At 68.4% G+C, this 25,916-nt stretch carries 19 protein-coding genes, 1 pseudogene and 1 riboswitch; of the genes and pseudogenes, 3 read left to right on the top strand and 17 right to left on the bottom strand.

The genetic code is table 11. The annotated features are described in order from the left end of the window. Nucleotides 1–60: 60 nt before the first annotated feature. A complete protein-coding gene (locus tag AC6A67_RS07085; protein ID WP_498035845.1) occupies nt 61–1,557 on the bottom strand; it encodes a cobyric acid synthase in 1,497 nt (498 codons plus the stop codon). A gap of 40 nt (nt 1,558–1,597) precedes the next feature. Continuing rightward, a complete protein-coding gene (gene cbiB / locus AC6A67_RS07080) occupies nt 1,598–2,638 on the bottom strand; it encodes an adenosylcobinamide-phosphate synthase CbiB (protein ID WP_498035844.1) in 1,041 nt (346 codons plus the stop codon). Here cbiB and cobD point away from each other — a divergent pair. Further along, a complete protein-coding gene (gene cobD / locus AC6A67_RS07075; RefSeq protein ID WP_498035843.1) occupies nt 2,637–3,740 on the top strand; it encodes a threonine-phosphate decarboxylase CobD in 1,104 nt (367 codons plus the stop codon). The genes cbiB and cobD overlap by 2 nt on opposite strands. Nucleotides 3,741–3,763: 23 nt before the next feature. Here the strand turns inward: cobD and cobF are convergent, their stop codons facing one another. The 6 genes from cobF to cbiE all read right to left on the bottom strand — a co-directional run bounded on the left by cobF (nt 3,764) and on the right by cbiE (nt 9,381). Beyond that, nucleotides 3,764–4,537 carry a precorrin-6A synthase (deacetylating) gene (gene cobF, locus AC6A67_RS07070; protein ID WP_498035842.1) on the bottom strand — a complete coding sequence of 258 codons (774 nt, stop codon included), beginning with the start codon at nt 4,535–4,537 and terminating at the stop codon, nt 3,764–3,766. A gap of 67 nt (nt 4,538–4,604) precedes the next feature. After that, nucleotides 4,605–5,951, bottom strand: a complete 1,347-nt coding sequence (locus AC6A67_RS07065; RefSeq protein ID WP_498035841.1) for a cobyrinic acid a,c-diamide synthase CobB — start codon at nt 5,949–5,951, stop codon at nt 4,605–4,607. Then, the gene (cobA, locus tag AC6A67_RS07060; RefSeq protein ID WP_498035840.1) at nt 5,944–6,816 is read right to left on the bottom strand and encodes a uroporphyrinogen-III C-methyltransferase; all 873 of its coding nucleotides are present in this window, start codon (nt 6,814–6,816) and stop codon (nt 5,944–5,946) included. Before cobA ends, AC6A67_RS07065 begins: the two co-directional genes overlap by 8 nt. Continuing rightward, on the bottom strand, nt 6,813–7,610 hold the full coding sequence (gene cobM / locus AC6A67_RS07055; protein ID WP_498035839.1) for a precorrin-4 C(11)-methyltransferase: 798 nt from the start codon (nt 7,608–7,610) through the stop codon (nt 6,813–6,815). The genes cobA and cobM overlap by 4 nt, the downstream gene beginning before the upstream one ends. Next, nucleotides 7,607–8,062 (bottom strand): cobalamin biosynthesis protein, encoded by a 456-nt coding sequence (locus AC6A67_RS07050; protein WP_498035838.1) that lies wholly within the window; start codon nt 8,060–8,062, stop codon nt 7,607–7,609. Before AC6A67_RS07050 ends, cobM begins: the two co-directional genes overlap by 4 nt. A 14-nt stretch (nt 8,063–8,076) precedes the next feature. Next, on the bottom strand, nt 8,077–9,381 hold the full coding sequence (cbiE, locus tag AC6A67_RS07045; RefSeq protein WP_498035837.1) for a precorrin-6y C5,15-methyltransferase (decarboxylating) subunit CbiE: 1,305 nt from the start codon (nt 9,379–9,381) through the stop codon (nt 8,077–8,079). 25 nt (nt 9,382–9,406) lie between these two features. On the opposite strand from cbiE, the gene AC6A67_RS07040 reads away from it, so the two are divergent. After that, on the top strand, nt 9,407–10,240 hold the full coding sequence (locus AC6A67_RS07040) for a cobalt-precorrin-6A reductase (protein WP_498035836.1): 834 nt from the start codon (nt 9,407–9,409) through the stop codon (nt 10,238–10,240). Here the strand turns inward: AC6A67_RS07040 and AC6A67_RS07035 are convergent. The 7 genes and pseudogenes from AC6A67_RS07035 to AC6A67_RS07005 all read right to left on the bottom strand — a co-directional run bounded on the left by AC6A67_RS07035 (nt 10,207) and on the right by AC6A67_RS07005 (nt 18,649). Then, nucleotides 10,207–10,974, bottom strand: a complete 768-nt coding sequence (locus AC6A67_RS07035) for a precorrin-3B C(17)-methyltransferase (RefSeq protein WP_498035835.1) — start codon at nt 10,972–10,974, stop codon at nt 10,207–10,209. The genes AC6A67_RS07040 and AC6A67_RS07035 overlap by 34 nt on opposite strands. Next, nucleotides 10,967–11,776: a precorrin-2 C(20)-methyltransferase gene (locus AC6A67_RS07030; protein ID WP_498035834.1), complete on the bottom strand. Its 810-nt coding sequence runs from the start codon at nt 11,774–11,776 to the stop codon at nt 10,967–10,969. The genes AC6A67_RS07035 and AC6A67_RS07030 overlap by 8 nt, the downstream gene beginning before the upstream one ends. Next, a complete protein-coding gene (locus tag AC6A67_RS07025) occupies nt 11,773–12,399 on the bottom strand; it encodes a precorrin-8X methylmutase (protein WP_498035861.1) in 627 nt (208 codons plus the stop codon). The genes AC6A67_RS07030 and AC6A67_RS07025 overlap by 4 nt, the downstream gene beginning before the upstream one ends. Before the next feature lie 1,107 nt (nt 12,400–13,506). Next, nucleotides 13,507–13,689: pseudogene (locus AC6A67_RS07020) on the bottom strand (ferredoxin-like domain-containing protein); the annotation flags it as partial. 74 nt (nt 13,690–13,763) lie between these two features. Beyond that, nucleotides 13,764–17,114, bottom strand: coding sequence for a cobaltochelatase subunit CobN (gene cobN / locus AC6A67_RS07015; RefSeq protein ID WP_498035833.1), 3,351 nt, complete (start codon nt 17,112–17,114; stop codon nt 13,764–13,766). A gap of 9 nt (nt 17,115–17,123) precedes the next feature. After that, complete coding sequence (gene cobW, locus AC6A67_RS07010) at nt 17,124–18,158, bottom strand: cobalamin biosynthesis protein CobW (protein ID WP_498035832.1); 1,035 nt, start codon at nt 18,156–18,158, stop codon at nt 17,124–17,126. Then, nucleotides 18,155–18,649: a DUF1636 family protein gene (locus AC6A67_RS07005; protein WP_498035831.1), complete on the bottom strand. Its 495-nt coding sequence runs from the start codon at nt 18,647–18,649 to the stop codon at nt 18,155–18,157. Before AC6A67_RS07005 ends, cobW begins: the two co-directional genes overlap by 4 nt. Nucleotides 18,650–18,685: 36 nt before the next feature. After that, a riboswitch (cobalamin riboswitch) is annotated at nt 18,686–18,886 on the bottom strand. Nucleotides 18,887–18,922: 36 nt separating this feature from the next. On the opposite strand from AC6A67_RS07005, the gene cobO reads away from it, so the two are divergent. After that, entirely contained in the window at nt 18,923–19,537 is a 615-nt protein-coding gene (gene cobO / locus AC6A67_RS07000; protein WP_498035830.1) for a cob(I)yrinic acid a,c-diamide adenosyltransferase, read from the top strand. Nucleotides 19,538–20,444: 907 nt separating this feature from the next. Here cobO and AC6A67_RS06995 read toward each other — a convergent pair. Together AC6A67_RS06995 and rnk are read right to left on the bottom strand one after the other, a co-directional pair. Then, complete coding sequence (locus AC6A67_RS06995; RefSeq protein WP_498035829.1) at nt 20,445–24,173, bottom strand: vitamin B12-dependent ribonucleotide reductase; 3,729 nt, start codon at nt 24,171–24,173, stop codon at nt 20,445–20,447. 1,178 nt (nt 24,174–25,351) lie between these two features. Beyond that, nucleotides 25,352–25,759, bottom strand: coding sequence for a nucleoside diphosphate kinase regulator (gene rnk, locus AC6A67_RS06990; RefSeq protein ID WP_498035828.1), 408 nt, complete (start codon nt 25,757–25,759; stop codon nt 25,352–25,354). Nucleotides 25,760–25,916: the final 157 nt, after the last annotated feature.

Genomic DNA, 25,916 nt, shown 5'->3' with positions numbered 1-25,916 from the left:
AGGATGCCTGTCGGCAAGAGCAAGATGCCTGCCTGCCAAGACGCCTGCCTGCTTGGCGTGTCAGGACGATCGTCCAGATGCTGCGATCTCCAGTAGAGCGTCAACCGCGAGATGCCGTTCCAGATGCTCCGCCAACAAATCGAGCGTGGCGTCGATCTGGGCGTCAAATGCAATGGTGGAGGCCACGCCGCCGAGCCTGCGCAACCAGCCGGAGCGCTGGGCATTGCTGGCGAACAGGCCGTGGATATAGCCGCCGCTGATCCGGCCATCGTCGGAGACCACGCCGTCGTGAGCGCCGTCGCTGAGCACGGCGAAAGGGCGCGCGCCATTTCGGACGATGCTCCGGCCGACATGCATCTCATACCCAGTAAGCGGCGCGCCATCGAAGCTGACGCCGGTCACGGCGCGTAGGGTCTTGGCCGCGCCGAGCAGGGTGTCGACGTCGAGCAGGCCGAGGCCGTCAATTGTCTCCGGGGCGCCCTCAATGCCGTCCGGGTCCGCAATTGTGCGGCCCAGCATCTGGTAGCCGCCGCAAATGCCATGCACGCGCCCGCCACGGCGGACATGGGCGGCGATATCGGTGTCAAAGCCAGCGGCGCGCAGGGCTTTCAGCGCCGCAATGGTGGATTTGGAGCCGGGCAGCAGCACCAGATCCGCGTCGCCAGGCAATGCCGTCCCGGGCCAGACCCGGATCACCTCAACGTCCGGCTCCGCATCCAGCGGGTCGAGATCGTCGAAGTTGGAGATGTGCGGCAGGATCGGCACGGCGATACGTATGCGGGCGTTGCGCGCGCTGGCAGCTGCGCCAGGGCTCATGCCTGCGCCATTGCTCAGGCCGAGCGCGTCTTCCGCCGGCAGCAGGCGCGCCGCATCGAAATGCGGAATGAGCCCCAGAGAGGTCCAGCCGGTGCGGCGCGCGATCTCCGTCATGCCGTCGGCGAACAGCGCCGGATCGCCACGAAACCGGTTGACGATGAAGCCGTGGATCATGGCGGCGTCGGCTGGGTCGATCACCGCTTTGGTCCCGACCAGGCTGGCGATGACGCCGCCGCGATCGATGTCGCCGATCAGCACGACCGGCACATGGGCGGCGCGGGCAAAGCCCATATTGGCGATGTCATTGGCGCGCAGATTGATCTCGGACGCGCTGCCAGCGCCTTCCACCAGCACAATATCGGCCTCGGCGCACAAGCGCTGGTAGCTGTCGAGAACCGCGTCCATCAGGCCGCGCTTCAGCGCCTGGTAATCCGCTGCGCCAGCCGCACCGCGCATCTGACCCTGGACGATCATTTGGGCGCCGGTGGCGCTTTGCGGCTTGAGCAGCACCGGGTTCATATGAACGCTGGGCGCAACCCGGGCGGCGCGGGCCTGTAGCGCCTGGGCGCGGCCGATCTCGCCGCCGTCGAGCGTCACCGCGGCATTGTTCGACATGTTCTGCGGCTTGAACGGGCGCACGGTGAGGCCGCGATTGCTCAGCGCCCGCGCCAGACCCGCGACGATCAGCGATTTGCCGACATCCGAGCCAGTGCCCTGAAACATGATGGCGCGCGGGCTCATCGGCAGATCCTTTCGTTGCGCAAACGGCACGCGGGTTTCATCACAGCAGCCAGCTCAAACCGTAAATGACAGGGGGGATGGCGATCAGGCCCATCAGGATGAGCGATGCGCGCCGGTAGAGCCGCAGGGCTTTGCGAATATCGGCTGCATTGGCGGCACGTCTGCCGCCGCGCCCCATGCAGGCGTCATCGACCAGCTCGCCGCCATAGATGCGTGGGCCCGCCAGTTCGAGGCCGAGGGCGCCGGCCATCGCAGCTTCCGGCCAGCCGGCGTTGGGTGAGCGATGCAAACGCGCGTCGCGCCGCACCGCCGCGAGGCTGGCGGTGGCGTTCGCGCCGTCCGTCAACGCGGCGGCGGCGATGATGGTCAGGGCGCTGAGGCGCGAGGCCGGCAGATTGACCAGATCGTCAAGCCGCGCCGCCGCCCGACCAAAATGGCGATAGCGGTCGTTGAGGTGGCCGATCATGCTGTCCGCCGTGTTGATCGCCTTGTACATGGCGCCGCCTGGCAGGCCGGCGACCGCCAGCCACAACACCGGCGCGGCGACGCCATCAGCGTAATTCTCGGCCAGGCTCTCGATCGCCGCGCGGCACACCGCCGCTTCATCCAGTTGCTCCGGATCACGACCAACGATCATCGACACGGCGCGGCGACCTGCGGCGAGGCCATTCTGGTCGAGAGCGTCAGCGACGGCGCTCACATGTTCATCAAGGCTGCGCTGCGCGATCAGCGTGCTGGCGACGAGCGCGGCGGCGAGTAATCCCAGCCACAGACCGAACAGGGTGAGTAAAGAGCTTTCCACCAGCAACGCCGCGCCGCCGCTCGCGAGCAATAGCAGAATCAGCGTAATCAGGCCGCAGGCCTGACGGCGGCGGGCGGGCAGCGCGGCACGGTTCAGACGTCGCTCCAGCAAGCTGATCATGCCGCCGAACCAGGTGACCGGATGACCGATGCGCCGGAACAGGGCGCCCGGATAACCACAGGCGCGCTCGATCGCCATGGCCGCGCAGGCCAAAGCGAAGCCCAGCGCCAGCCAGCCAGGCGCCCCCACAGCAGACCAGGACCCATCAGACAATGACATGGCGCGCTTCACTCCAGGGCCTGGCCCGATGATGGTTACGCCGGCTCAGGGCGTCGAACAGGCTTGCCCGCAGGAGCGCATCGTCCATGGCGGTTCGCTGGCCCAGGCGTCGCGGCTGTATCCCGAGGCGCAATTGCCGTGGATCGATCTGTCGACGGGCATTAATCCGCATGTCTATTCGCGCAAGCCAGCTCCGACCTGGGCGCTGACCCGGCTGCCAGAGCCCGCTCTGCACGCCGCATTGTGTCAGACGGCGGCTGAGGCCTGGGGCGTTGGGCCGGAAGCCGCCGTCGTCGCCGGGCCCGGCACCCAGATCCTGCTGCCGCAGGTGATGCTGCTGCGCGCCCCTGGCGTCGCCACGGTTCTGTCGCCGACCTATGCCGAGCATCGCCGCGCCGCCGCCATCGCCGGCCACGCGGTGCGTGAGACGCAGGCGTTCAGCGCCTTGTATGACGCCGACCTCGCCGTGGTGGTCAACCCGAATAACCCGGATGGCAGGGCGCTGAGGCGCGATGAACTGCTCGATCTCGCTGCGCATCTTGGGCGCAAGGGCGGCCTTCTGGTGGTCGATGAGGCGTTCATCGACGCCAGCGATGTCGACAGCGTCGCCGATTGCGTCGGGCGGGTCGCCGGCGCGCTGGTGGTGCTGCGCTCGTTTGGCAAGTTCTACGGCCTGGCTGGGGTTCGCCTCGGCTTTGTCATCGCGGCGCGTCAGCAGGCGGAGCGGCTCAACGCCATTCTCGGCCCGTGGGCAGTGTCCGGGCCGGCGCTGGTCGCGGGCCAGGCGGCGCTTTCGGACGCGGCCTGGCGCGCCGCCATGCGCAAGCGGCTGGCGGCCGAGGCAGGAAGGCTTGATGATGTGCTGCGCGGCGCGGGACTGACCATTGTCGGCGGCACGAGCCTGTTCCGGCTTGCCCGCCATGCGCAGGCGCAAACCCTGTTCCAGATCCTGGCGCAGCACGGCGTCTGGGTGCGACGATTCGAGGCCGACAGCGGCCTGGGCGCCGATGTGCTGCGCTTCGGCCTGCCGCCGGACAAGGCGGCGGCGGGGCGCGTGGCGCGGGCGCTCGACTGCTTCCGCGCCGCCATCGCGAACGGGTGAGGACGCGGGCGTCCACGGGGGCGTCATGATGAGACCCCTGCCGCCCGGCGCCGCAACAGATAGATGTCCATGATCCAGCCATGGCGCTGGCGCGCCTCAGCGCGCAGGGCGACGATCTCTTCGCCGGCCTCATCGAGCGGGCCATGGCGCAGCAATTGCTGCTCCATGCCGAGATAGGCGCCCCACCAGATATCGAAGTCTGCCGCAGGCAGGCTGGTGAAAGCGCAGCCGCCATCGAGCATCACCAGGGCGGTGTCGGCGTCTGCCGGAAAGCCGTGGCGCAGCAGCCGGCCAGTGGTGATGACCACTGGGCGGGCGATATCATTCAGCGCCACGCCATGGGCGGCGGTGAGCGCCTGCATGCTGGTGACGCCCGGAATGATCTCGCGCGTCACGGCCTTGCGCCGCAGCGCGTCAACGCGGTCGAGGATGCGCAGCGTGCTGTCGTAGAGCGATGGATCGCCCCAGACCAGAAGGCCAGCTGCGCCGCCTTCCGGCACATGCGCCTTGATCAATTCGCAATAGGCGCAGGCGATGGCCTGATGCCAGGCGTCGACGGTCTCGACATAGCGGCCATCGTCGGCGGCGCGCTGCGGCAGGTTGAATTCAACGATCTGCGTCGCGGCGTTGCGCAGATGCCGCCGGCAAATCTCACGGCGCAGCGCCGCCAGATCGTCCTTCTGGCCGCTCTTGCGCGGGATAAACAGCACATCGAGCCGGTTGAGCGCAGCGACAGCCTGGATGGTCAGCTGGTCGGGATGGCCCGCGCCGATGCCAATGACGGAAAAGCGCTGCATCTCAGGCGTCTCCGCGCGTGAACGACAGGTTCATTATGAGCAGGATCATAAGCGGCAGCTTCCGGTTTCAGACGCTGGCGATGGCGTGGAAATAACAGCCGCTGACCAGGCCGCGCCTGCCGCCGCTGTCGCCAAGCGGCTGGCCCTGGGAATCAGCCAGCGCCGCCAGCGGCAGGTCCTTGCCGGCGTCGATCAGGCTCGAATAATGAAATTCGTGGCCGCGAATGACGGCGCCCGCTGGCCCGAGGGCGCAGTCGGCCAGTAGCCGCGCCTCGCGATAGCCGAGGTTCATCCGGCGTTTGGCGAAACTGGCGACGTGGCCGAGCAGTCCGGCCATCTGATGCGCGACGCCGCCTTCGTCCACCAGCGCCGCGCCCAAAGCCATATAGCCGCCGCACTCGCCATGGACTGGGCGGGTGGCGGCGAAAGCGGCCAGAGCGGTGCGGAACCGCGTCGCCGCAGCCAATCGCCCGGCATGCAGCTCCGGGTAGCCGCCCGGCAGCCAGCAGGCGTCGCAGGACGGATCGGGCCCCTGATCGGCCAGCGGCGAGAACGGCACGATCTCGCACCCGGCCGCGCGCCAGCCGCGCAGCACATGCGGATAGATGAAGGAGAACGCCGCATCCTGGGCGAGGGCGATGCGCTGCCCTGGCGGTCGGAGGCGGCCTGCCGTGATGCGCTCCAGGTCGCGCGCTGGCGCCATCGTCAGTGGCGCCGCGATGTCCTGGACGGCGGCCAGATCGACGCTGTCGGCGATGACCGCGCCCATCTGGTCGATGAAGGCGGCGAGGGCGGCGTGCTCGCCCGCCTGAACCAGACCAAGATGGCGCTCAGGCAGAGCGATGCCGGCGTTGCGACGGATGGCGCCGAGCACGGGGATTCCAGCGGCTTCGATGGCCGTGGCTGCGAAGGCCTCGTGCCGGGCGCTGGCCGACTGGTTGAGCACCACGCCGCCAATGCGCACCTGCGGATCAAACCGGGCGAAACCGTGGGCGATGGCCGCCGCCGTCTGCGACTGGCCCGAGATATCCAGCACCAGCAGCGTCGGCAGGCCAAACAGCCGCGCCAGATCAGCGGCGGCCCCCGAGCGCCCGTGCGGGGCGGATACGCCGTCGAACAGGCCCATGGCGCTCTCGATGAGCAGTAAATCGCCGCCGCTGGCCTGGCGCAACAGCAGACGTTGCAGCATGGCGGGCGGCATCGCCCAGCTGTCGAGATTGACCCCGGGCGCGCCAGTCGCCGCCTGATGAAAGGCGGGATCAATGTAATCCGGGCCAGATTTGGCGGCGCGCATGTCGCGGCCAAGCCGTCGCAACGCCGCCAGCAGGCCGATGGTGACGCTGGTCTTGCCAGAGCCAGAGCGCGCCGCGCCAATGATCAGGCCACGTGGCTGCGTGATGGGTGTCTCAGCCATGGCGCGCCTCATCTGTGCTGTCCGCGTCATTTGCCCGCGCGCCGCCATCGTCGTCACGCGCGGTCGGCAAGCGATGGGCGATGATCTCGCCGATCACCACCAGCGCAGGCGATTTCAGCCCGGCGGCAGACACCGCAGCTGTCGCGCCGGCGAGGCTGGTCTCCAGCAGGCGCTCATGGGCGGTTGTGGCGCCTTCAATCACGGCGAGCGGCGTGTGTGGCGCGAGGCCGCCCGCCATCAGCCTGTCGGTGATGCGGCCCAGATTCCCGAGGCCCATATAGATCACCAGCGGCTCGCCGACCTGGGCCAGGGCGGCCCAGTCTGGGCCATCCGCTCCGTCGTCGGCGGCGTGGCCTGTCGCCAGGATGATGGCGCGGGAGACTCCGCGCAGCGTCGCCGGAATGCCAAACCGCGCCAGCGCCGCCAGCCCCGACGTCAGCCCTGGCAGAAAGCGGAATGGCACGCCGGCGGCCAGCAGGCTTTCCGCCTCTTCGCCGCCACGCCCGAACACATTGGGATCGCCGCCCTTGAGGCGCAGCACCCTCTTGCCGTCGCGCGCCAGCGCAACGATCAGTGCATTTATGTCGTTTTGCCGCGCTGACGGTAAGCCAGCGCGCTTGCCGACATAATGCAGCTCAGCCTGGGGCGCGGCGCGCAGCGCCATTGGATTGACCAACGCGTCATAGACAATGGCGTCGGCTGCCGCCAAAGCGGCGATCACGGCGAGGGTCAGATGTTCGAGCCCGCCGGGGCCAGCGCCCGCCAGCAGCACGCTGCCCGGCGGAAACGTCGCGGTGTCGAGCGCAGGGCAGGCGGCGCAGAGCCGGGCGACGGCGTCCGTTAAGTGTGATGTCGCGCCGCTCATGCGCCGGCATCCGCTGCAGAGCCGCCCGACAGATGCAGCGGCCGGCCGCGGTAGCGGCGTTGATAGCCGGCGCTGTACAGGGCGCTTTCCTCAAAGTCGCGCGGCGCAAGGCTCTGGCCGACCAGGATCAGCGCCGTGCGCTCGACCGGATCCGCCGCCATGCGTTGTTCGATATCGCCCAGCGTGCCCCGGATGATGCGCTCATCGGCGCAGCTGACGCGCACGGCGACGACGCAAGGGCAATCTGCGCCATACTTCGGCGACAGCTCGGCCACGACCCGTCCCAGAGCATGAATGGCGAGGTGAATGGCGAGGGTCGCGCCAGTCGCGCCGAATTTCTCCAGCGTCTCGTTGGCTGGCATGGCCGAGGCGCGACCTGAGACGCGCGTCAGCACCAGCGACTGGGCGACGCCGGGGATGGTCAGCTCCTGCCTGAGGGCGGATGCGGCGGCGGCGATAGCGGGGACGCCCGGGGTCATCGTCCAGGCGAGGCCCAGGCGGTCGAGCCGACGCGTCTGCTCGGCGACGGCGCTCCACACCGACAGATCGCCAGAGTGCAGGCGCGCCACATCATGCCCCAAAGCCGCAGCGGCGACATATTCGCCCTCGATCTCGTCGAGGCTCATGGGCGCCGTGTCGATGATGCGCGCGCCGGGCGGGCAATAGCGCAGCAGCTCCTGCGACACGATGGAGCCGGCGTAGAGGCAAACCGGGCAGGCGGCGATCAGGTCGCGGCCACGCACGGTGATCAGGTCGGCGGCGCCGGGGCCCGCGCCGATGAAATGAACGGTCATGGGGTGTGTTGGCCTGGCAAGGATTGGGGGAGAGTGGCCGCAATGGAAGCAGCCGACAAAGCGATCGCGGCGGTCGCAGCGCCATGGGCGACGCGCGGCGCGAGCAGATGACTGCGCGGCCCAGCGCCGGCAAGGGCGGCGGCTTCCGCCAGCGATGGCAGGCCCGTCGCCGCCAGCGATGCGGCGGAATGGGTCAGGCACCGGCCTGCGGCGGCTTCCAGCGCTGGCCGTTCTACGGCGATGAGCGCGACGCCCAGCTGAAGGGCGACGGCAATAACCGCAGGCGCCTGCGCCTTTTCCGCCGAGGAAGCCAGCGCCGCGAGCTGCGCGACGCCGATCCCGGCTGAGCCGCAGGCCACGGTGATCGCCGCCAACAGGTCAGCCACTGTCGCGGCCTTCCGCAGGCCAAGGCCGGCGACATAAACGCCGTGCGCCCCGTTCAATGCGATCACAGAACTCGCCATGGTCATGACGTCGTCTCCGCGTCTGGCGTCGGCCTGGTCCAGCGCCACTGGATCACCGGCATCGCCGGGCGCCAGCCATGCAGCGAGCCGACGGGCGCCGCGTGGGCGATGCTGATCTGGCTCGCGGCGCCGCCGTGGCGCAGCAACAGGCCCGCAACCAGCGCCTGGGTCTCGATCGTCACGGCGTTGATCACGAGGCGCCCGCCCGGCTTAAGCGCCGCCATGGCGACGTCGACAAGCGCGGCGTCGGCCCCGCCGCCGATGAACACGGCGTTGGGCGCGGGAAGCTCTGGCGCCACATCGCGGGAGCGGCCCACGCGCAGCTGTAGCCTAGGCGCGCCCAGGCGACGGGCGTTATCGCGGATGCGGGCGGCGCGCTCCGCCGAGACCTCGACTGCAATGGCGCGCAGGCTGGGCGACAGGCGCAGCCATTCGATGCTGATGGAGCCGGCGCCTGCGCCGAGATCCCACAATAGATCGCCCGGGCGCGGCGCCAGCGCCGCCAGGGTCAGCGTCCTGATGGACTGCTTGGTGATCTGGCCGTCATGCAGGAACGCCCGGTCGGCAAGGCCAAAGGCCGGGCCAGGCGGCGTGATGTCGGCGTCGGGCCGCAGCTCAAAGGCCATGACGTTCAGCGGATGAAACGCGCCGCACACGAGCTCGCGCGCCGTCCATGTCGTGTGGCGTTGCTGCGCTCCGCCCATGGCTTCGAGCACGTGCAACTGCGACTGGCCCCAGCCCGCCTGGGTGAGCATCTGCGCCAGACGCACGGGCGCTTCGCCGTCGCTGGTCAGGGTGATGATGCGGCCGTCCGGCGCCAGCGCATCGAGCAGCGCCGCCTCGTCGCGACCGTGCAGGGACAGCAGCGTCACATCCTGTATTGGCCAGCCGAGGCGGGCGGCGGCCAGCGAAAACGCCGATGGCTGGCCATAGACCTGCATCTCCGCTGGCGGCAATCGCCGCGCCAGCGTGGCGCCGACGCCAAAATGCATGGGATCGCCGCTAGCCAGAACGCACACCGGCTGTCCGCGCAACGCCAATAGCTGTGCGAGGCAATGCTCGAACGGCGAGGACCAGGCGATGGCGCGCCCGTTGATCAGCGAATCCGCCAGCGCGAGGTGGCGGGCGCCGCCGTATACGATCGCGGCGCTGGCGATCGCCCGCGCGGCGGCAGGCGACAGGCCGTCGATCCCGTCTTCACCGATGCCCACGGCGCTGAGCCAGGGTTGTGTGGGGGCGTCGCCCACCAGAGCGCCTGCGGCCACCGTGCTTGCGATTGCGATCGGTTCGCCCTTAGTGGAGGTCATGACGCGCCTCCCGGACGACCAATTCATGCGAGCCACGCCTGCCGCTGCTGATCCCAGACCGCATGTGCTGGTGCTGGGTGGGGCGGGCGATGCGCGCGCGCTGATCAACGCCATGGCCGCGCAGGCCCTGCCGGTGCGCATCACCCTGTCGCTGGCGGGCCGCACCCTGCAGCCTCACGCGCAATATGACGGCGACATCGTTGTGAGCGTCCGCACCGGCGGCTTCGGTGGGGTCGGGGGCCTCGCGAGCTATGTGCAGCAGCACAGCGTCGCCGCCATCATCAACGCCACCCACCCCTTCGCCGCGCAAATGGCCGCCAACGCCGCCGCCGCCGCGGGCCTGACCGGCACGCCGCTGCTGCGCCTGCAACGGCCGGCGTGGCGCTGCAAGCTCTCCGATCACTGGATCGAGGTCGCCGATATGCAGGGCGCCGTCGCCGCCATCGGCGCGGCTCCAGGGCGGGTGTTTCTGGCGATTGGCCGCCAGCAGCTCGCGCCGTTCATGGCGGCGCAGCAACATCATTATGTGGTCAGAACCATCGATCCGCCCGACGCCGCCATCCGCCTCGCCAACGCCACTTTCATCGCCGCGCGCGGGCCGTTTACGCTCCAGGACGAGCTGGCGCTGTTGCGCCAGCATGCAATCGGGCTGGTGGTCGCCAAGAACAGCGGCGGCGCAGCGACATACGCCAAGATCGAGGCCGCGCGCCTGCTGGGGCTGCCGGTGATCATGGTGGCGCGCCCGGCGGCTCCCGCTGTGGCTGAAACAGCAGATATCGCCACGGCGCTGGCCTTCCTCGTCACGGCCTGCGGGCTGGCGCGGGATCACGTCGGCGCCCCGGCGGATCGCTGCGAATAGACCAGCGGCGCGCGGCCCTCGCGCGCAATCACGCGCGTTTCCGGCGAGCCGATGATGATGCAAGTGGCCATGTCAGCCATGTCGGCGCGGGCGTCGGCGAGCCGGGCAATGACCATGCGCTCATCGGCGCGGCCGGCAGCGCGACCGAACACCACTGGCGTCTCTGGCGGCAAGATGCCGCGCAATATGTCGAAAGCCGTCGTCAGCTGATGCGGACGGGCGCGGCTCACCGGATTGTACAGCGCCAGCACGAAACCGGCGCTTGCCGCCGCTTGCAGGCGAGTCTCAATCAGGCGCCAGGGCTTCAGATTGTCTGACAGGGAGATGGCGCAGAAGTCGTGGCCGAGCGGCGCGCCGACGCGGGCGGCCACCGCCAGCATGGCGGTGACGCCGGGAATGATGTCGATGTCGAGCGCCCGCCACGCCGCCGGGCCATGGTCGATGGCCTCACAGACCGCCGCCGCCATGGCGAACACGCCGGCGTCGCCGCCCGAGACGATGGCGACGTCGCGGCCTGCCAGCGCCATGGTGATGGCCGCCGCCGCCCGGGCCATTTCCTCGCGATTGTCGGAGGCGTGGGCGCGCTGGTCGGGGCGCAGATCAAGCCGGGCGACGTAAGGAAAATAGCCAAAGAAATCGGTGGCGCGGGCGACGGCGGCGCGCGCTTCCGGCGTGATCTGCGCCTGCGAGCCGGGCCCGAGGCCGATGATTGTGAGACGACCGTGCTCAGCCATGGGCCGCCTCCGTGACGCCGGGCTCAGCGCGGGCATCTGCACCGGTCGCTGGGCGTGGCCCCGCTCCAGGCCTTGCGCGCCACGCCGGAACCAGCACCAGCGACAGATAGGGCGCCACATCGTCCGTCTTGGCCTCAAGCCGCATATGGCTGGCGCGCTGCGTCGTGCCGCGCTCGACATAGATGGCCTCAGCCAGCCGGCCGGTGGCTGCAAGGGCGCGACGAATGCGCGGCAGGTTGCGGCCGACCTTCATGATCACCACGGCGTCGGCGCTGTTCAGCCGGCGCATGAGCCCTGCGTCATCCACCGTGCCGGGGAGCACGGTCAGCACGTCCTCGCCCTGGGCCAGCGGCAGACCGCTCTGCGACCAGCAGCCGGACATGGCGGTGACGCCGGCGATCACCTCGGACCGATAGTGCGCCGCCAGCCGCACATGCAGATGCATGTAGGAGCCATAGAACAGGGGATCGCCTTCGCTGAGCACGCACACCGTGCGGCCGGCGTCGAGATGGGCGGCGACGGCGCTGGCGCTCTGCTCATAGAAGGCGGTGATCGCCTGCTGATAGGCGTCGCTGCGGTGGGGCAGCTCCGTGGTCACCGGATAGAGCAGCGGCAGCTCGATGACGTGATCGCGAATGTGGGTGCTGGCGATGGCGCGGGCGTTGCTGGGCGCGCCGCGCTTGGCGAAATGCGCCACCACATCGGCGCGCGCAAGGGCGCGCACCGCTTTCAGCGTCATCAGCTCCGGATCGCCAGGGCCCGTGCCGACGCCATAAAGCATGCCAGCCTGCACGCCGCTCATATGCCTGCCCTCGCCAATGCATTGATGGCGGCGGCGGTCATGGCGCTGCCGCCCATGCGCCCGCGCACGATGGCGAACGGGATGTCGCTCTGGGCCGCCAGCGCCTCCTTGGATTCCGCCGCCCCGACGAAGCCCACTGGCATGCCGATGATCGCCGCCGGGCGCGGGCCGCCATCCGCGATCATATTGAGCAAACGGAACAGCGCCGTGGGCGCGTTGCCGATGGCCACGACTGCGCCCGCCAGCATCGGCCGCCACAGCTCGAGCGCAGCGGCGGATCGGGTGTCGTGAAGTTGCTGCGCCAACTCGGCGGTGCGGGCATCATGCAGGGTGCAGATCACCTCATTCTGCGCCGGGAGCCGGGCGCGGGTGACGCCATGCGCCACCATTTGCGCGTCGCACAGGATCGGCGCGCCACACTGCAAGGCGGCGCGGGCGACCGCGACGAAGCCGGAGGAGAATGCGACATGGCGGGCCGCGTCGACCACGCCGCAGGCATGGATCATGCGCACCGCCACATCGGCCTCATCTGGCGCAAAGCGGGACAGATCAGCCTCACGCCGGATAATGGCGAAGGATTCTCGATAGATGGCGTCGCCATCCCGGACATAGTCGTGCTGCATATTGGGTCTCGTTGAGCGCGCGCTGGACGGCGGCGCATCGCCCGCTGGCGACGCCGCTGGCGCTGGCGACAGGAAATGGGGTTCGAGCGCCATGATGGCGCGCGTGATCAGGAGACGATCGTCGGCGCGGTCCGAGGCGAGGCCGCCTGACGATGCGGCTCCTGACGCCGATTGGCGGTTAGACCCGCCGGCTATTGCGGTGGTGGCGGTCAGGGCCTGGCTGCTGCGTGGCGCGCTGCAGCGTTTGGCGCAGCCGCTGATATGCAGCCTTGCCCCGCCGGATGTGGCGCGGCTGAGCAACGGGCGATGTTGCGCGATGAGTGCTTCGGCGAGGTCACGGGTGCGCCAGTTGGCGGAGGCGCAGCGCGGCGCTCCGGCGCAGGGATCGACGCGCAGCGCAAGGTCGTCAGGCTCGGTGATCCAACCGCCAAGCCGCGCCGCAGCCAGCGCCGCCGCCAGCTCCACCTCTTGGCGATACAGCACGATCAGCGCCCGATCCGGCGCCGGTCTGAGTTCTGCATCGGGTGGCAATGCCCTGGCGAATGCGCCCAACGCTTCCGCTGCGATGGCGCCGAAGCGGGCGTGGAGGCTGTAGCCGCCCGCAAAACCGCTATCAGCGCGCAGCGGGATAATGCCGGGGCCTGCTGCGGGCGTCGGGCGATGCTCTGGCGGTAAAGAGACCAGCGGCGCCAGCATCTGCTCGCGCACGCTCGCATCCACATCGCCGATGCGCGCTGCCTGTCCATGCCGGGCGATCTCGCCAAGCAGTTGCAGCGTCGCGTCACAGACAGCCACGCGGTCGCCGGCATGGCGCGCGCCAGAGGGCTTTCGCCCGCCATTACAGATCGCCCATGGCAGCTCATCCACCCCAGTCGCGACGATGCGAATGTCGGCGATGAGATGCGCGAGGCTGAAGCGCCCGCCACCATCGATGGTGACGCTGACCTTGGGGCCCAAAGCGGCGCTCAGCTCTGACCATAAGGGCGCGGCGGTCAGGCGAGCGGCCAGCGCGCTGGCGTCGGCCCGTTCAGTCGGGTCGCGCCCGGCGATGGGGCTGATATCAACGGGGACGCCGCTGCGCGGCGTGATTCCGGCTTCTGTCAGGTGATGTAGCAGGGCCGGGCCACTGTCGGCGGCGAGGCCGCGAATTTGCACGCCGCCGCGCAGGGTGAGCTCGATTTCGCCATTTCCATGGGCGGCGGCCGCATCCGCCACGGCGATCAACTGCCGGGGCGTTAGCGCCCGGCTTGCCGGGTAAAGCCGCGCCAGCGCGCCGTCGCCGGTGCACATTGGCGCAAGGATCGTCGGGCAGGCGCCGCGACGCAGGGCGTCGCCGCGCATGTCAGAGACTGGGACGCTGGCGCTCATGGGTGCGCCTCCAGTTCAGACAGCAATTGCTCGAGATCGTGATCGACGGCGTTGCGCAGCGGTCGCCACAGATCGCGCCGCCGGGCCTCCTGAAAACGCCGCGCCATGGCGCGCGCCGCCTGTGGGTTCTGGTCGCGCAGGAAATCGCGCACGCGGGCGTCGCCGAGAAAGGCGTCATAGACCGCGCCAATCAGCGCGCCGGACACCGCGCCGGTGGTGGCGGCGAAGATCACCAGCCGGTCGACCGTCTCCGCCAGTTCAGCAGCGCCGCGCGGGCCGTGCCGCATCTGTCCGGCGATAAAGGTCGGATTGGTCGCCCGGGCCCGCACGATGCGCGCCACGGCATGGTCGAGTGTACGCGCTTTGGGTTGGGACGGCACCGTGCTGTCAAGGATGATCAGATCGGGGGTGCGGCCATCATCAGTCCCCATGGCGGCGGCGCTGGCGAAGCCGCCGATGAAGGCGGCGTCCGCCGAGCCGTCGAGCAGATCGCGGGTGGGGTCATCCTGGACGTGGACCAGCGCATCGGCGGCGCTGACAAGGGCGGCGAAGGCGCCAGGGGCGGCGACGCCTTCTGGCTCGGCGGCGACATAGGCGTGGGACGCGTGCTCGCCATAAAGCGCGCCGATCGTCGCCCGGTCCTGCCAGGCGCCCTCGTTCAGCGCCGCCTCGGGACCGGCGCCATAGCCCCCGGTGCCAGGGGCGAAAATGCGCGCCAGATCGCCGCCAGCCCGCCGCATGGCGGCCAGCGGGTTGTCCTCGTCTGGCTCCGCCTCGCGCGCCGCCACGGCGCGCACGGCGCCGTCGAGCAAGGCGATCTGGGTGGCGAAGGCGTCGCGAAACAGCCCGGAGGCGCGGAAGGTGACGTCGACCCGTGGCCGGCCCAGGGCCGCGAGCGGCAGCACCTCTGCGCCGACCACGCGCCCGGTGGAATGATCCCATTGCGGCTTGCAGCCGAGCAGGCAGAGGCCGAGCGCGATCTCTTCGCCGCCTGTGCGCAGGCTGGCGCTGCCGAACAGATCGATGACCATGGCGCGCGGCCAGTCGCCGTTGCGCTGCAAATAATCCGTGACGATCTGCTCCGCCGCCGCCTTGCCGAAGGCGAAGGCTGTCGGGGTCGGCATGACGCGGGGATCGACGGCGTACAGATTACGTCCCGTCGGCAACACGTCGCTGCGACCACGTTCCGGCGAGCCAGATGGACCCGGCGCTACAAAGCCGCCGCCCAGCGCGGTGAGCAGAGCGGCGCGTTCAGTAGCGGCGGCAGCCCTTCGCTCCAAGGGCGCCTCGGGCTCGGCGCAGCCAAAGACATGCAGGCCATCGCGAACCGGGAAATCCTTGAGATCACAAAGCCATGCGTCGATGCGCTGCAGCGCCGTATTAGCTTCTTCGGCGTCATCAACGCCTGCCTCGGCGGCCAGCCCGTGTCGTCGGGCATGGCTGACGATGCGCCCGGCCAGCACATCGCGGCGACGCGGATCCAGCGCCTCGGCGCTGGCATATTCATCGACCAGCTGCTCCAGTTCCAGCATTGGGCCATGCGTCGCCTGACGCACCACGGGCGGCGTCAGATGGCCGAGGGTGACGGCGCCGATGCGGCGCTTGGCTTGCGCCGCTTCACCGGGATTGCTGACGATAAAGGGATAGACCACCGGCGTTGCGCCACACAGCAGCGACGGCCAGCATGTGGCGGTCAGGGCCGTGACCTTGCCAGGCAGCCATTCCAGCGCGCCATGGGCGCCGACATGCACGATGGCGTCGGCGCCAAACACCTGCCGCAGCCAGAAGCAGAAGGCGATCAGCGCATGGCCGGGCGGCAAGCTGGGGTCGTGATAATCGGCGCGGCGGCTGTCGCTGCGGCCCCGGTCTGGCGCCATGGCGACGATGGCCTCGCCCAGGGCGATGACGCGGAAGCAATAGGCAGCGTCGGCAGGCGGCGGCCCCCAGGCCGCGACCACCTCATCCTGAGCTGCTTGCGGCAGCGCGCGGAACATGGCGGCGTAGGCCGTTGCATCGAGGCGCGCATCGGTTGCGGGCCGCTCAAGCGCGCGCATCAGGCTGCGGGCGTCAGCTGGCGGCGGCGCGACGCCATATCCGGTTTCAGCCAGCATTTTCAGCATGAGCAGGGCGCTTTGCGGCGCATCGAGGCCAACTGCATAGGCGGCGCGGCCCTCGACGCCAGGGTAATCGGGCAGCAGCACGGCGACGCGGCGGGCGGCTTGCGGTTTGCGGCGTAGCCCGATCCAGGCGCAGATATGCTCCGCTGTCGCGGCGACGCAGTCCGGTTCGGGGGCATTGCGCAGGGCTGCGTGACCCGCCTCGGCCAGGCTCTCATCCACGGCCTTGAACGACAGCGCTCCGGCAAGGATGCGGCCATCCAGCTCCGGCAGAGCGACATGCATGGCGACGTCAGCTGGCGTCAGCCCGCGCGCGCCGCTCGCCCAGGCTTCCCGTCGGGTAGACGCGACGATGACCTGAAACACCGGAAGGTTGAGCTGCGCAAAGAGATTGTCCGCATCGCCGCCGACGGCGAAGGCGGTTGCCGTCACCAGCGCGTCGGGATGCAGCTCCCTGCAGGCGGCGATGACAGCTGACCTGGCCTCGGTCGCCTTCAGGGACGGGACGAACAGCGCCATGGCCTGGACGCCGCGCTGCTCGAACGCCTTGAGCAATGCGGTGATCGGGGCCTGGTCGTCAGCCAGAAGCATCGAGCGGTAGAACAGCGCCAGCGCCAGCGGTCGGTCGCCATCGCGTTGCTGGTAGAGCGCCTCCAGCGCCACGGCGCCCTTGTCTGGCAGATAGCCGCCGATCGCCGGCATGGGCCGGGCCGGGCCCGTCTGGCTGTCGTGGCCGGCCAGCTTTGCCAGCCAGCGCGTCGCCAGCCGGCGGTTGTCGGCGCCGCCATGGCGGAAGCAGGCGAGCAGTTCTGTGCGCGCCGCATCCGGAACGGTGGAGAGCGCCGCCAGCCGCGCATCGTCGTCCCGGTCTTCGCCCGGCAACAGAGCCAGTTGTACGCCATGGCGCCTGGCCGCCCCGGCGAGCTGCTCGCAGCCATAGGGCCACCAGTCATAGCCGCCGAGCAGCCGCGCCACGATGACCCTGGCGTGGGGCGCCATGCGGGCGATCCACAGATCGACGGACATGGGGTGGCGCAGCTCCCGCAGCTGCGTCAGCCTCAGCTCCGGCAAATCCGCGTCGTCATCCTTCTCTGCACGCCACGCCGCCTCCAGCCCCGCAAGGTCGCTGTCGCTGAACGACAGCATGAGCATGGGCGCCGGCGCCTGCCCCAGATCAACCGGGGCCGCCAGATCGTCCAGGGACGTCGATGTGGTGGCGAGGGTGTGCATGGCGGTGGGTTAGCGCGCGAGCGCCTGGGCGACAGCGGCGCGGTCGAAGCCACTGAGACCGATCACCACCAGCCGCGAGGCCTCGCCATCGCGCCAGGGCCGGTCGAAATAATGGCTCGCCCGCTGGCCGACGGCCTGGGCCACAAGCCGCATCGGCTTGCCGTCGACGCGGACAAAGCCCTTGATGCGCAACACGCCGTCGATGCGGGTGACGCTGGCGATGCGGGCGGCGATGTCCTCCGGCGCGGCGACCGGCGCGATGTCGATGGTGACGCTGTCGAAATCGTCGTGCTCGTGATCGAGCGCGTCGTCGTGATGGGTGCGGCGGTTGTCGATCTCATTCTCTGCGCCGACGCCGAGACCGAGCAGCACGGCGGCGTCGACGACGCCATTGGCCGCCGTGATTATGCGGACGGAAGGCGGGGTATGCTCCTCGAGCAGATTGCGCGCCTGGGCCTGCTGGTCGGCGTCGATGAGATCGGCGCGGGTCATGACGATCAGATCCGCGCAAGCCAGCTGATCCTCGAACACCTCTTCCACCGGATCGTCATGATCGAGCTGTTCGTCGGCCTCACGCTGGGCGGCGAGGGCGTCATGGTCGCCGGTCACCTCGCCATTGGCCAATGCGAGGCCGTCGACCACGGTGATCACCCCGTCCACGGTGACGCGGTTGCGGATCTGCGGCCAGTTGAACGCCTGGATCAGCGGCTTGGGCAAGGCGAGGCCCGAGGTTTCGATCAGGATGTGATCGACGGGCTCCGGCAGCGCCAGAATGCGGTCGAGCGCCGGGGCGAAATCGTCGGCCACGGTGCAGCAAATGCAGCCATTGGCCAGTTCGATGACATTGTCCGCCGGGCAGGACGCCAGGCCGCACTGCTTGAGCAGGTCGCCGTCGATGCCGACGTCGCCGAACTCATTGACGATAATGGCGAAGCGCTTGCCGCCTGCATTCTCCAGCAGATTGCGGATCAGCGTGGTTTTTCCCGCGCCGAGGAATCCGGTGATGACGGAGCAGGGCGTGCGGGTGCGGCTGGCGGCGGTCATGGGGCCTCCTCGGGGGGCGTGAGGTGCGACAAATTGGGAATGCGGGCGATCATGCCGCGCTTCAGCGCCTCGGGGCGCGGCCGAAACGGCATCAGACCGTCGGTGGAGGCGGCGAGAAGCAGCGCGCCAGCGACCAGATCAGCGCCGCTCCCGGGCGTGAGATCGCCGAAGACATAGGTCCACTGGGTGGGCCCGAGAATGGCGGCGCTGAGCCCGCGCTTGCAGTTGGAGAGGCAATTGACGCGGCGGACCACGACGCCATGCGCGGACGCAGCGGCGGCTTCCGCGCTGGCGGCCAGCAGGGCGCCGGCGCGCGGCTGGTCAGTATCGTGTGATTGCAGGCTGGGGCAGGCGGCGCGGCAACTCTCGCACACCACGATCGTCACCAGGGGCGCGGCGCTGGCGCCAGGCGCTGTGGTGACGACGCAGGTTGAACGCTGGTTTGCGTCAGCAACGGCCGCAGTGCGACCGCCATCAGATAAACAAGACACATCGCCCCCAAGCCCGGTAATCCCGCCGGACGGACTGAATGGATAAAGGCGACGGCAGGTTTCCTGGCTCGCGGGTCAGTGTCAGCGCCGTCGCCTTCCCAGGGAGATCCCAGTGGCTTATTGACGGGTGACTCGCCGCTTACAGTTGCGGGTACAGCAGCGGCATTGCCTTTCGGCGCACCGCTTTCCCTCTTGGCTCCTTCCGTGAGGAAGGAGACCGTCGCTGTCGGCCATGTAGTGGCCGCGCGCCCGATTTGTCAACGCGAGGACAGAATGACCGGTGATCGAACGCCTGACGAGCTGCGCCATGCGGAAAAAATGCAGCGGCGCAAACAGGTTCAGGACGCGGAGGTGGCGAGCAAGACCATCGAGAAGGGCCTGCTGATCGTTCACACAGGCCCAGGCAAGGGCAAGTCGACCGCAGCCTTTGGCCTGGCGTTACGCATGCTGGGCCATGGCCGCCGCGTCGGCGTGGTGCAGTTCATCAAGGGCGCGTGGAGCACGGGCGAGCAGCGGGCGCTCGCAGCTTTCGGCGATCTGGTGACGTGGCGCTCCATGGGCGAGGGCTTCACCTGGGAGACCCAGGACCGCGCGCGCGACGTCGCCGCCGCCACCCGGGCGTGGGAGGCCGTGCGCAGCATGATGGCCGACGACAGCTACGCCCTGCTGATCCTCGACGAGCTCAATATCGCCCTCCGCTACGACTACCTCGACCTGCATGAAGTGGTGCAGACCCTCGCGACGCGCCGCCACGACCTGCACATCGTCGTCACCGGTCGCAACGCCAAACCGGAGCTACTGGCGGCGGCGGATCTGGTCTCCGAGATCGCCGCGACGAAACACCATTTCGGCGCGGGCGTGAAAGCCCAGGAGGGGATTGAGTTTTAGGCGGCGGATCGGGCGAGAGGATGGAGCCGTGATGGCGGCGTCCTTGCGCGGGTGGGCAAATCGCCCCCTGGACTGGCGCGTGCGTCTCCGGCGAATTTGCGAATGGGAGCGGTCAGGCCGTACGATGGCTGCGCTCCCACGTTAGGCCCGTTGCACTGGATCTTTTGCCTGCGCGCTGCGTGACAGCGCGAGAATGTCTTGGCTTCCGAACAGGGGTTTGAATGTACCCATCCATGGCCATTTCCCGCCGGATAGTTACTGGCTAAATCGACCACCGCAGCTAGCATACCGACGGCGACAACAGCCGCGCGCTGGTCCAGGTCCCTGGTCGCCCGTTTCAAAGTCCGATCTCCCTGCACCCCCCCGCGTCATGCCTGCGCGCGTCACGGGCATCCACGTGTTTGATCCAACGCGTGGCGCCGCCCCTGCCAACCACAAGGCGCCCAACCTGTACGACCCGCGCGCATAAAGTTGCATCCCGACAGCCGCATCAAAACCAGGAAGACGTGGATGCCCGCGCCGGGCGCGGGCATGACGGCGCAATTGCAGGACTGGTCAAAGATGATTGGGGGGAAGTGTACTTGCCGGGCAGCGCACGACGACGCCAATTCAAAACAAAGAGCGACCCGAGCAAGCCCCCTTTGAATAACTAACTCTAGAGTGAGCGCCGGTCACGTCATGTTCTTTGCATGGCGTCGCCAGGCCTGCTTGCTCCCTAACTAAAGGATAAGGCGTCGCCCCGTCGCGTCGTTGTTGCGCGATCTGCTGCCTGGCGTTTCGCTCATGGCGACACGTCATGCGCCGATTGAATCGCTGGCCTGGCGTCGCGCAATAAATTGCTGAGAGAAAGTCGTGTTTCGCCCACGACGCCCATAGTGGCGTCGTGGGCGAAGGCGCCCCCGCTACCTCACGAGCAGCCGGTCGTGCCGCCGCAGGTGTCGCATTTCAGGCAGGTGCCGTTGCGGACAAGGGTGAAGTTGCCGCATTCGCCGCAGGCGTCGCCCTGGTAGCCTTTCATCAGGGCTTCCTTGCGGCGGTCCGAGGAGGATGGGGCGCTGGCGGCGGCGGCGGGGGCGAACTGGAGTTTGGCGGAAATCGCCTCGGCCACCGTCTCGTCGTCGTCATTGTCGTTGAGCTCGGGCAGCGGCTCCTTCAGCGCCGTGGCGGCCTGGGCGCCGGCGGCGATGGCCACCGGGGCGCCATCGGCGCCGCCGGGGATGGCCAGCAGATTGGTCGGCTGACGGCCACGGACGAAGCCCTTCGACACCAGCGGACGCGGGGCGGGCGCGGCAATGGCCTCGCCATCGGGCTGGCGGCCCTGGGCCGTGCCCTTGCCCATCACGTCAAAGCCGATTTCCGACGGGTCGACATGGGCGAGGTCGTCGCGACCGAGGTACGAGATCGCCAGCTCGCGGAACACATAGTCGAGGATCGACGTGGCGTTCTTGATCGACTGATTGCCCTGGACGAAGCCCGCCGGCTCGAAGCGGGTGAAGGTGAAGGCCTCGACATATTCATCGAGCGGCACGCCATATTGCAGGCCGAGCGAGATGGCGATGGCGAAATTGTTCATCATGGCGCGGAAGGCGGCGCCTTCCTTGTGCATGTCGATGAAGATTTCGCCGAGGCGGCCATCCTCATACTCGCCAGTGCGCACATAGACCTTGTGGCCGCCGACGATGGCCTTCTGGGTGTAGCCCTTGCGGCGCTCCGGCAGCTTCTCGCGCTCACGGATGCGCTGCACCCGCTCCACCACCTTCTCGACGATGCGCTCGGCCACCTGGGCGGTGCGGGCGGCGGTCGGCTGGGCCAGCAGCGTGTCGAGCGCGTCCTCGACCTCGTCCTCATCGTCCGCGATCAGCGCCGAATTCAGCGGCTGCGACAGCTTTGAGCCGTCGCGATACAGCGCATTGGCCTTGAGGCCGAGGCGCCAGGACAGCATGTAAGCGTTGGCGCAATCCTCAACCGTCGCGTCATTCGGCATGTTGATGGTCTTGGAGATGGCGCCCGAGATGAACGGCTGCGCCGCCGCCATCATCTGGATGTGGCTCTCCACCGACAGATAGCGCTTGCCGATGCGGCCGCACGGATTGGCGCAATCGAAGACGGCGTAATGCTCTTTCTTCAGGTGCGGGGCGCCCTCAAGCGTCATGGCGCCGCAAACATGGATGTTGGCCGCCTCAATATCCTTGCGGCTGAAGCCGAGGAAGGCCAGCAGCTCGAACGACGGGTCCTCCAGCCGCTCGGCCGGCACATTCAGCGTGTCGGTGAGGAAGGCTTCGCCCAGTGTCCATTTGTTGAGCGCGAACTTGATGTCGAAGGCGCTCGGCAGCGCCTTCTCCAGCGTGGCGATGGCCTCGTCGGTAAAGCCCCTGGCCCGCAGCGTGCTGTGGTTGACGCCTGGCGCCTGGCCCAGCGAGCCGTGGCCGGTGGCGTAGGCCTCGATCTCGGCGATCTGCGCTTCGCTGTAGCCAAGCCGGCGCAGCGCATCCGGCACGGCGCGATTTATGATCTTGAAATAGCCGCCGCCAGCCAGCTTCTTGAACTTCACCAGCGCGAAGTCCGGCTCGATGCCCGTGGTGTCGCAATCCATCACAAGGCCAATGGTGCCGGTGGGGGCGATCACGGTGGCCTGGGCGTTGCGATAGCCGTGCTGCTCGCCGAGCGTCAGCGCTGCATCCCAGGAGGCGCGGGCGAAGTCGATCAGCCGCGCGTCGGGGCAGGAGGCGGCGTCGAGCGCCACCGGCGTCACGGCCAGGCCCTCATAGCCGCTGGTCGCGCCATGGGCGGCGCGGCGGTGGTTGCGGATCACCCGCAGCATGTGATCGGCGTTGCGGGCGTAGCCCGGGAAGGCGCCCAGCTCCTTCGCCATTTCGGCGGAGGTGGCGTAGGACACGCCGGTCATGATGGCGGTGAGCGCGCCGGTCAGGGCGCGGCCCTCGCGGCTGTCATAGCCCAGGCCCATGGTCATCAGCAGGCCGCCGATATTGGCGTAGCCGAGGCCGAGCGTGCGGAACTCATAGGACAGGCGGGCGATTTCCTTCGACGGGAACTGCGCCATGGTCACCGAAATCTCAAGCACCACGGTCCACAGCCGGCAGGCGTGGGCGTAGCTCTCCACATCCATGCGCTGGGCGTCGCGGTCGTAGAACTGCAGCAGATTGGCTGAGGCCAGATTGCAGGCGGTGTCGTCGAGGAACATGTACTCCGAGCACGGATTGGAGGCGCGAATGCGGCCGTCCGCCGGGCAGGTGTGCCAGTCGTTCATCGTGGTGTTGTAGTGCAGGCCTGGATCAGCCGAGGCCCAGGCGGCGTAGCTGATCTTGTCCCACAGCGCGCGTGCCGGCAGGGTCTTCTTCACCTTGCCGTCGCGATAGGTCAGCGCCCAGGTCCCGTCGTTCTCAACGGCGCGCAGGAAGTCGTCGGTGATCGACACCGAATTGTTCGAGTTCTGGCCCGAGACGGTGAGATAGGCCTCGGAATCCCAGTCGGTGTCATAGACGTCGAAATCGAGATCGCGGAAGCCCTGGCGGGCGTACTGGATGACGCGCTTGAGGTAGCTGTCCGGCACCATGGCGCGGCGGGCGAGGCGCAATTCGCGCTTCAGCACCGGGTTGCGCTCGGGATCAAAGCAGGCGTCGCCTTCGCCCTCGCAATTGACGCAGGCCTTGAGCACCGCCTTCATGTGCTTGCGCACAGTCTTGGAGCCGGTGACGAGGGCGGCGACCTTCTGCTCTTCCTTCACCTTCCAGTCGATATAGGCCTCGATGTCCGGGTGATCCACGTCAACCACTACCATCTTGGCGGCGCGGCGGGTGGTGCCGCCCGACTTGATGGCGCCGGCGGCGCGGTCGCCGATCTTCAGGAACGACATCAGGCCCGAGGAGCGGCCGCCGCCCGACAGGCGCTCGCCGTCGCCACGCAGGGCGGAGAAGTTCGAGCCAGTGCCCGAGCCATATTTGAACAGGCGCGCCTCACGCACCCACAGATCCATGATGCCGCCTTCATTGACCAGATCGTCGGCGACGGACTGGATGAAGCAGGCGTGCGGCTGCGGATGCTCATAGGCCGATTCAGAGGCCTTGAGCTCGCCGGTCTTGAAGTCGACGTAGAAATGGCCCTGGCCGGGGCCGTCGATGCCATAGGCCCAGTGCAGGCCGGTGTTGAACCATTGCGGCGAATTCGGCGCCACCATCTGGTTGGCCAGCATGAAGCGCAATTCGTCGAAGAAGGCGCGCGCGTCGTCTTCAGCGGTGAAATAGCCGCCCTTCCAGCCCCAATAGGTCCAGCAGCCGGCGAGGCGGTCGAACACTTCCTTGGCGGAGATTTCCGAGCGGGTGCGGGCCTCTTCCGGCACAGCGGCGAGGGCCGCCTCGTCGGGGACCGAACGCCACAGCCATGACGGCACGCCGTTCTCCTCGACGCGCTTCAGCGCCGACGGCACGCCCGCCTTGCGGAAATATTTCTGCGCCAGCACGTCGGCGGCCACCTGGCTCCACGCGACGGGCACTTCCATGTCCTCAAGGCGGAACACAACCGAGCCATCCGGATTGCGGATCTCGCTGGTGGTCTTGCGGAACGCAATCGCGTCCCAGACTGAGGCGCCTGCAGTGGTGTAACGCCGCTCGATCCGCATGGAAGTCTCCGTCACCGCTCACGCGGCTGTAGATAATGGATGCAGGCCCCGCCGCGCGTCAGCATACGCGCCATCCAGGGCGAAATTCGTCTGAAATACCAGGCGGAGCGCCTGCGGCCCGCGAGGGCGCGGCGGTTCTCAACCCGACGTTCCGGACGCTAGACCAGAACGCCCGGCGTCGCAATGAAACTCTATATATAGGGGCTACACCGGGGCGCTGCCCTACAATTAGTAGATTGAAGACACCCTTGACGCCTGCAAGCCCAAGCGAACACGGCGATTTCAGTCTGCCTGCGCCTCCTCAAAAGGGGAATATGCCAGGTGCGCCGGGACGGCCCCGTGTGGAAAGTGGGGACGGGCGCGTGGCATTTGCACAACCATCCGGATGTGGACTTTGGCGGTGAGACTGGCGCAGGGCCGGGCGTTTCAAGGCCATTGCGTCGAACCCGGGCACGTTGCAGGCGCAACAGACGTATCCACAGCCGACACACCGCGTCACAGACGCCACACAGCGTTCACATCCGCGCGAGCACGGGCCGCCAGCGCCACATAATCGCCATCTAACCGCCACGACACGGCTTGAGCGGCGCGGATCGCTGCGCGTCGTCAGGCCCTGCATGGCGGAGAGGTCATCTGCCGCTGGGGAATGTCGATTCGTTGGCCGTGGGGTGGCTGATGTGGGCGATGGGATGGAGGTGGGGCGCCGCGAAGGGCTGACAGCCGTTGGACGCGCGCGATGGCGGCCTTCATGAGGCATGCGCACAGATCGGCGGGCTAGCGGCGCAAGGGCTACGCGAGGGCGTCAGGCGAGGGGCGGGGGCTGGCGAGGCGAGGGGCGGGGGGTAACGGACAGGGCAGAAAGATGCGAACGACCGGCCAGGTCGTCGACTGGCCGGCGGGTGGTTGCTCTATGGCTCAAGCGCGAAGACGTGGATGGTCGGGACAAGCCCGACCATGACGTCATTGGGGGTCGTAAAGGGGCGTCCTTGCTGGAAATAAGGCGCCAATGGCGTCGCCTCTTGGGGCGCTGCACATACGGCTGGCGCGCGGCGCGGCGACGCGGACATCACCGTATGCCGCCCCAGCCGTCATGCCCGTGCTCGTCACGGGCATCCACGCCTTGCGCGCGAACGCCTGCAGGCCCGGTAAAGTTACAAGCCGCCCCCTGACAGCAACGCTTACGCCTCCGGCGGCGTGACGCTTTGCACGGTCAGTTCATGGGCGGCGCCGTCGCGCCCGGTCCAGCGGATCGACTGGCCAGCGGTGAGACCGATGAGGGCCGCGCCGATGGGGGTGAGAATCGAAATGCGCCCCGCCTCAATATCGGCCTCGCCCGGGTACACCAGCCTCACGGTGCGATCGACGCCGCCAGCCGTATAGGTGATGGTCGAGCCCATACGGACACGGTCCGACGGCGCTGCGCCGTCCTTGACGACCCTGGCGCGGTCGAGCTCCTGCAACAGGACCTCCGCCACATCTGGCATGCGGTCGCTGGCGGCCTCGGCCAGCAGGCTCAGGCGCTTGTGGTCGTCGGCGCTGATTACGAGCGCCGGCAAACGGGAACGGGTGCTGCCAAGTTTGGTCATGGGTGTGGCCTTCCAGCCAGACGCTTCGGACGTCGGCCGGTTCATAGGTCTGGAACGGAGTGAAATGAAAAAACTGCGCGCCTGTCAGGAATGGCTGAAGAAAACAGCCAGCGGCGTCGCCCCGACGTCCGGGGCGCGCGGACGAACGTCGGGCTAG

The sequence above is a fragment of the Camelimonas sp. FR25 genome (assembly GCF_059740505.1).
Note: the sequence above shows the minus strand (reverse complement) of the source record. Positions and strands in the feature narration are given on the sequence as shown.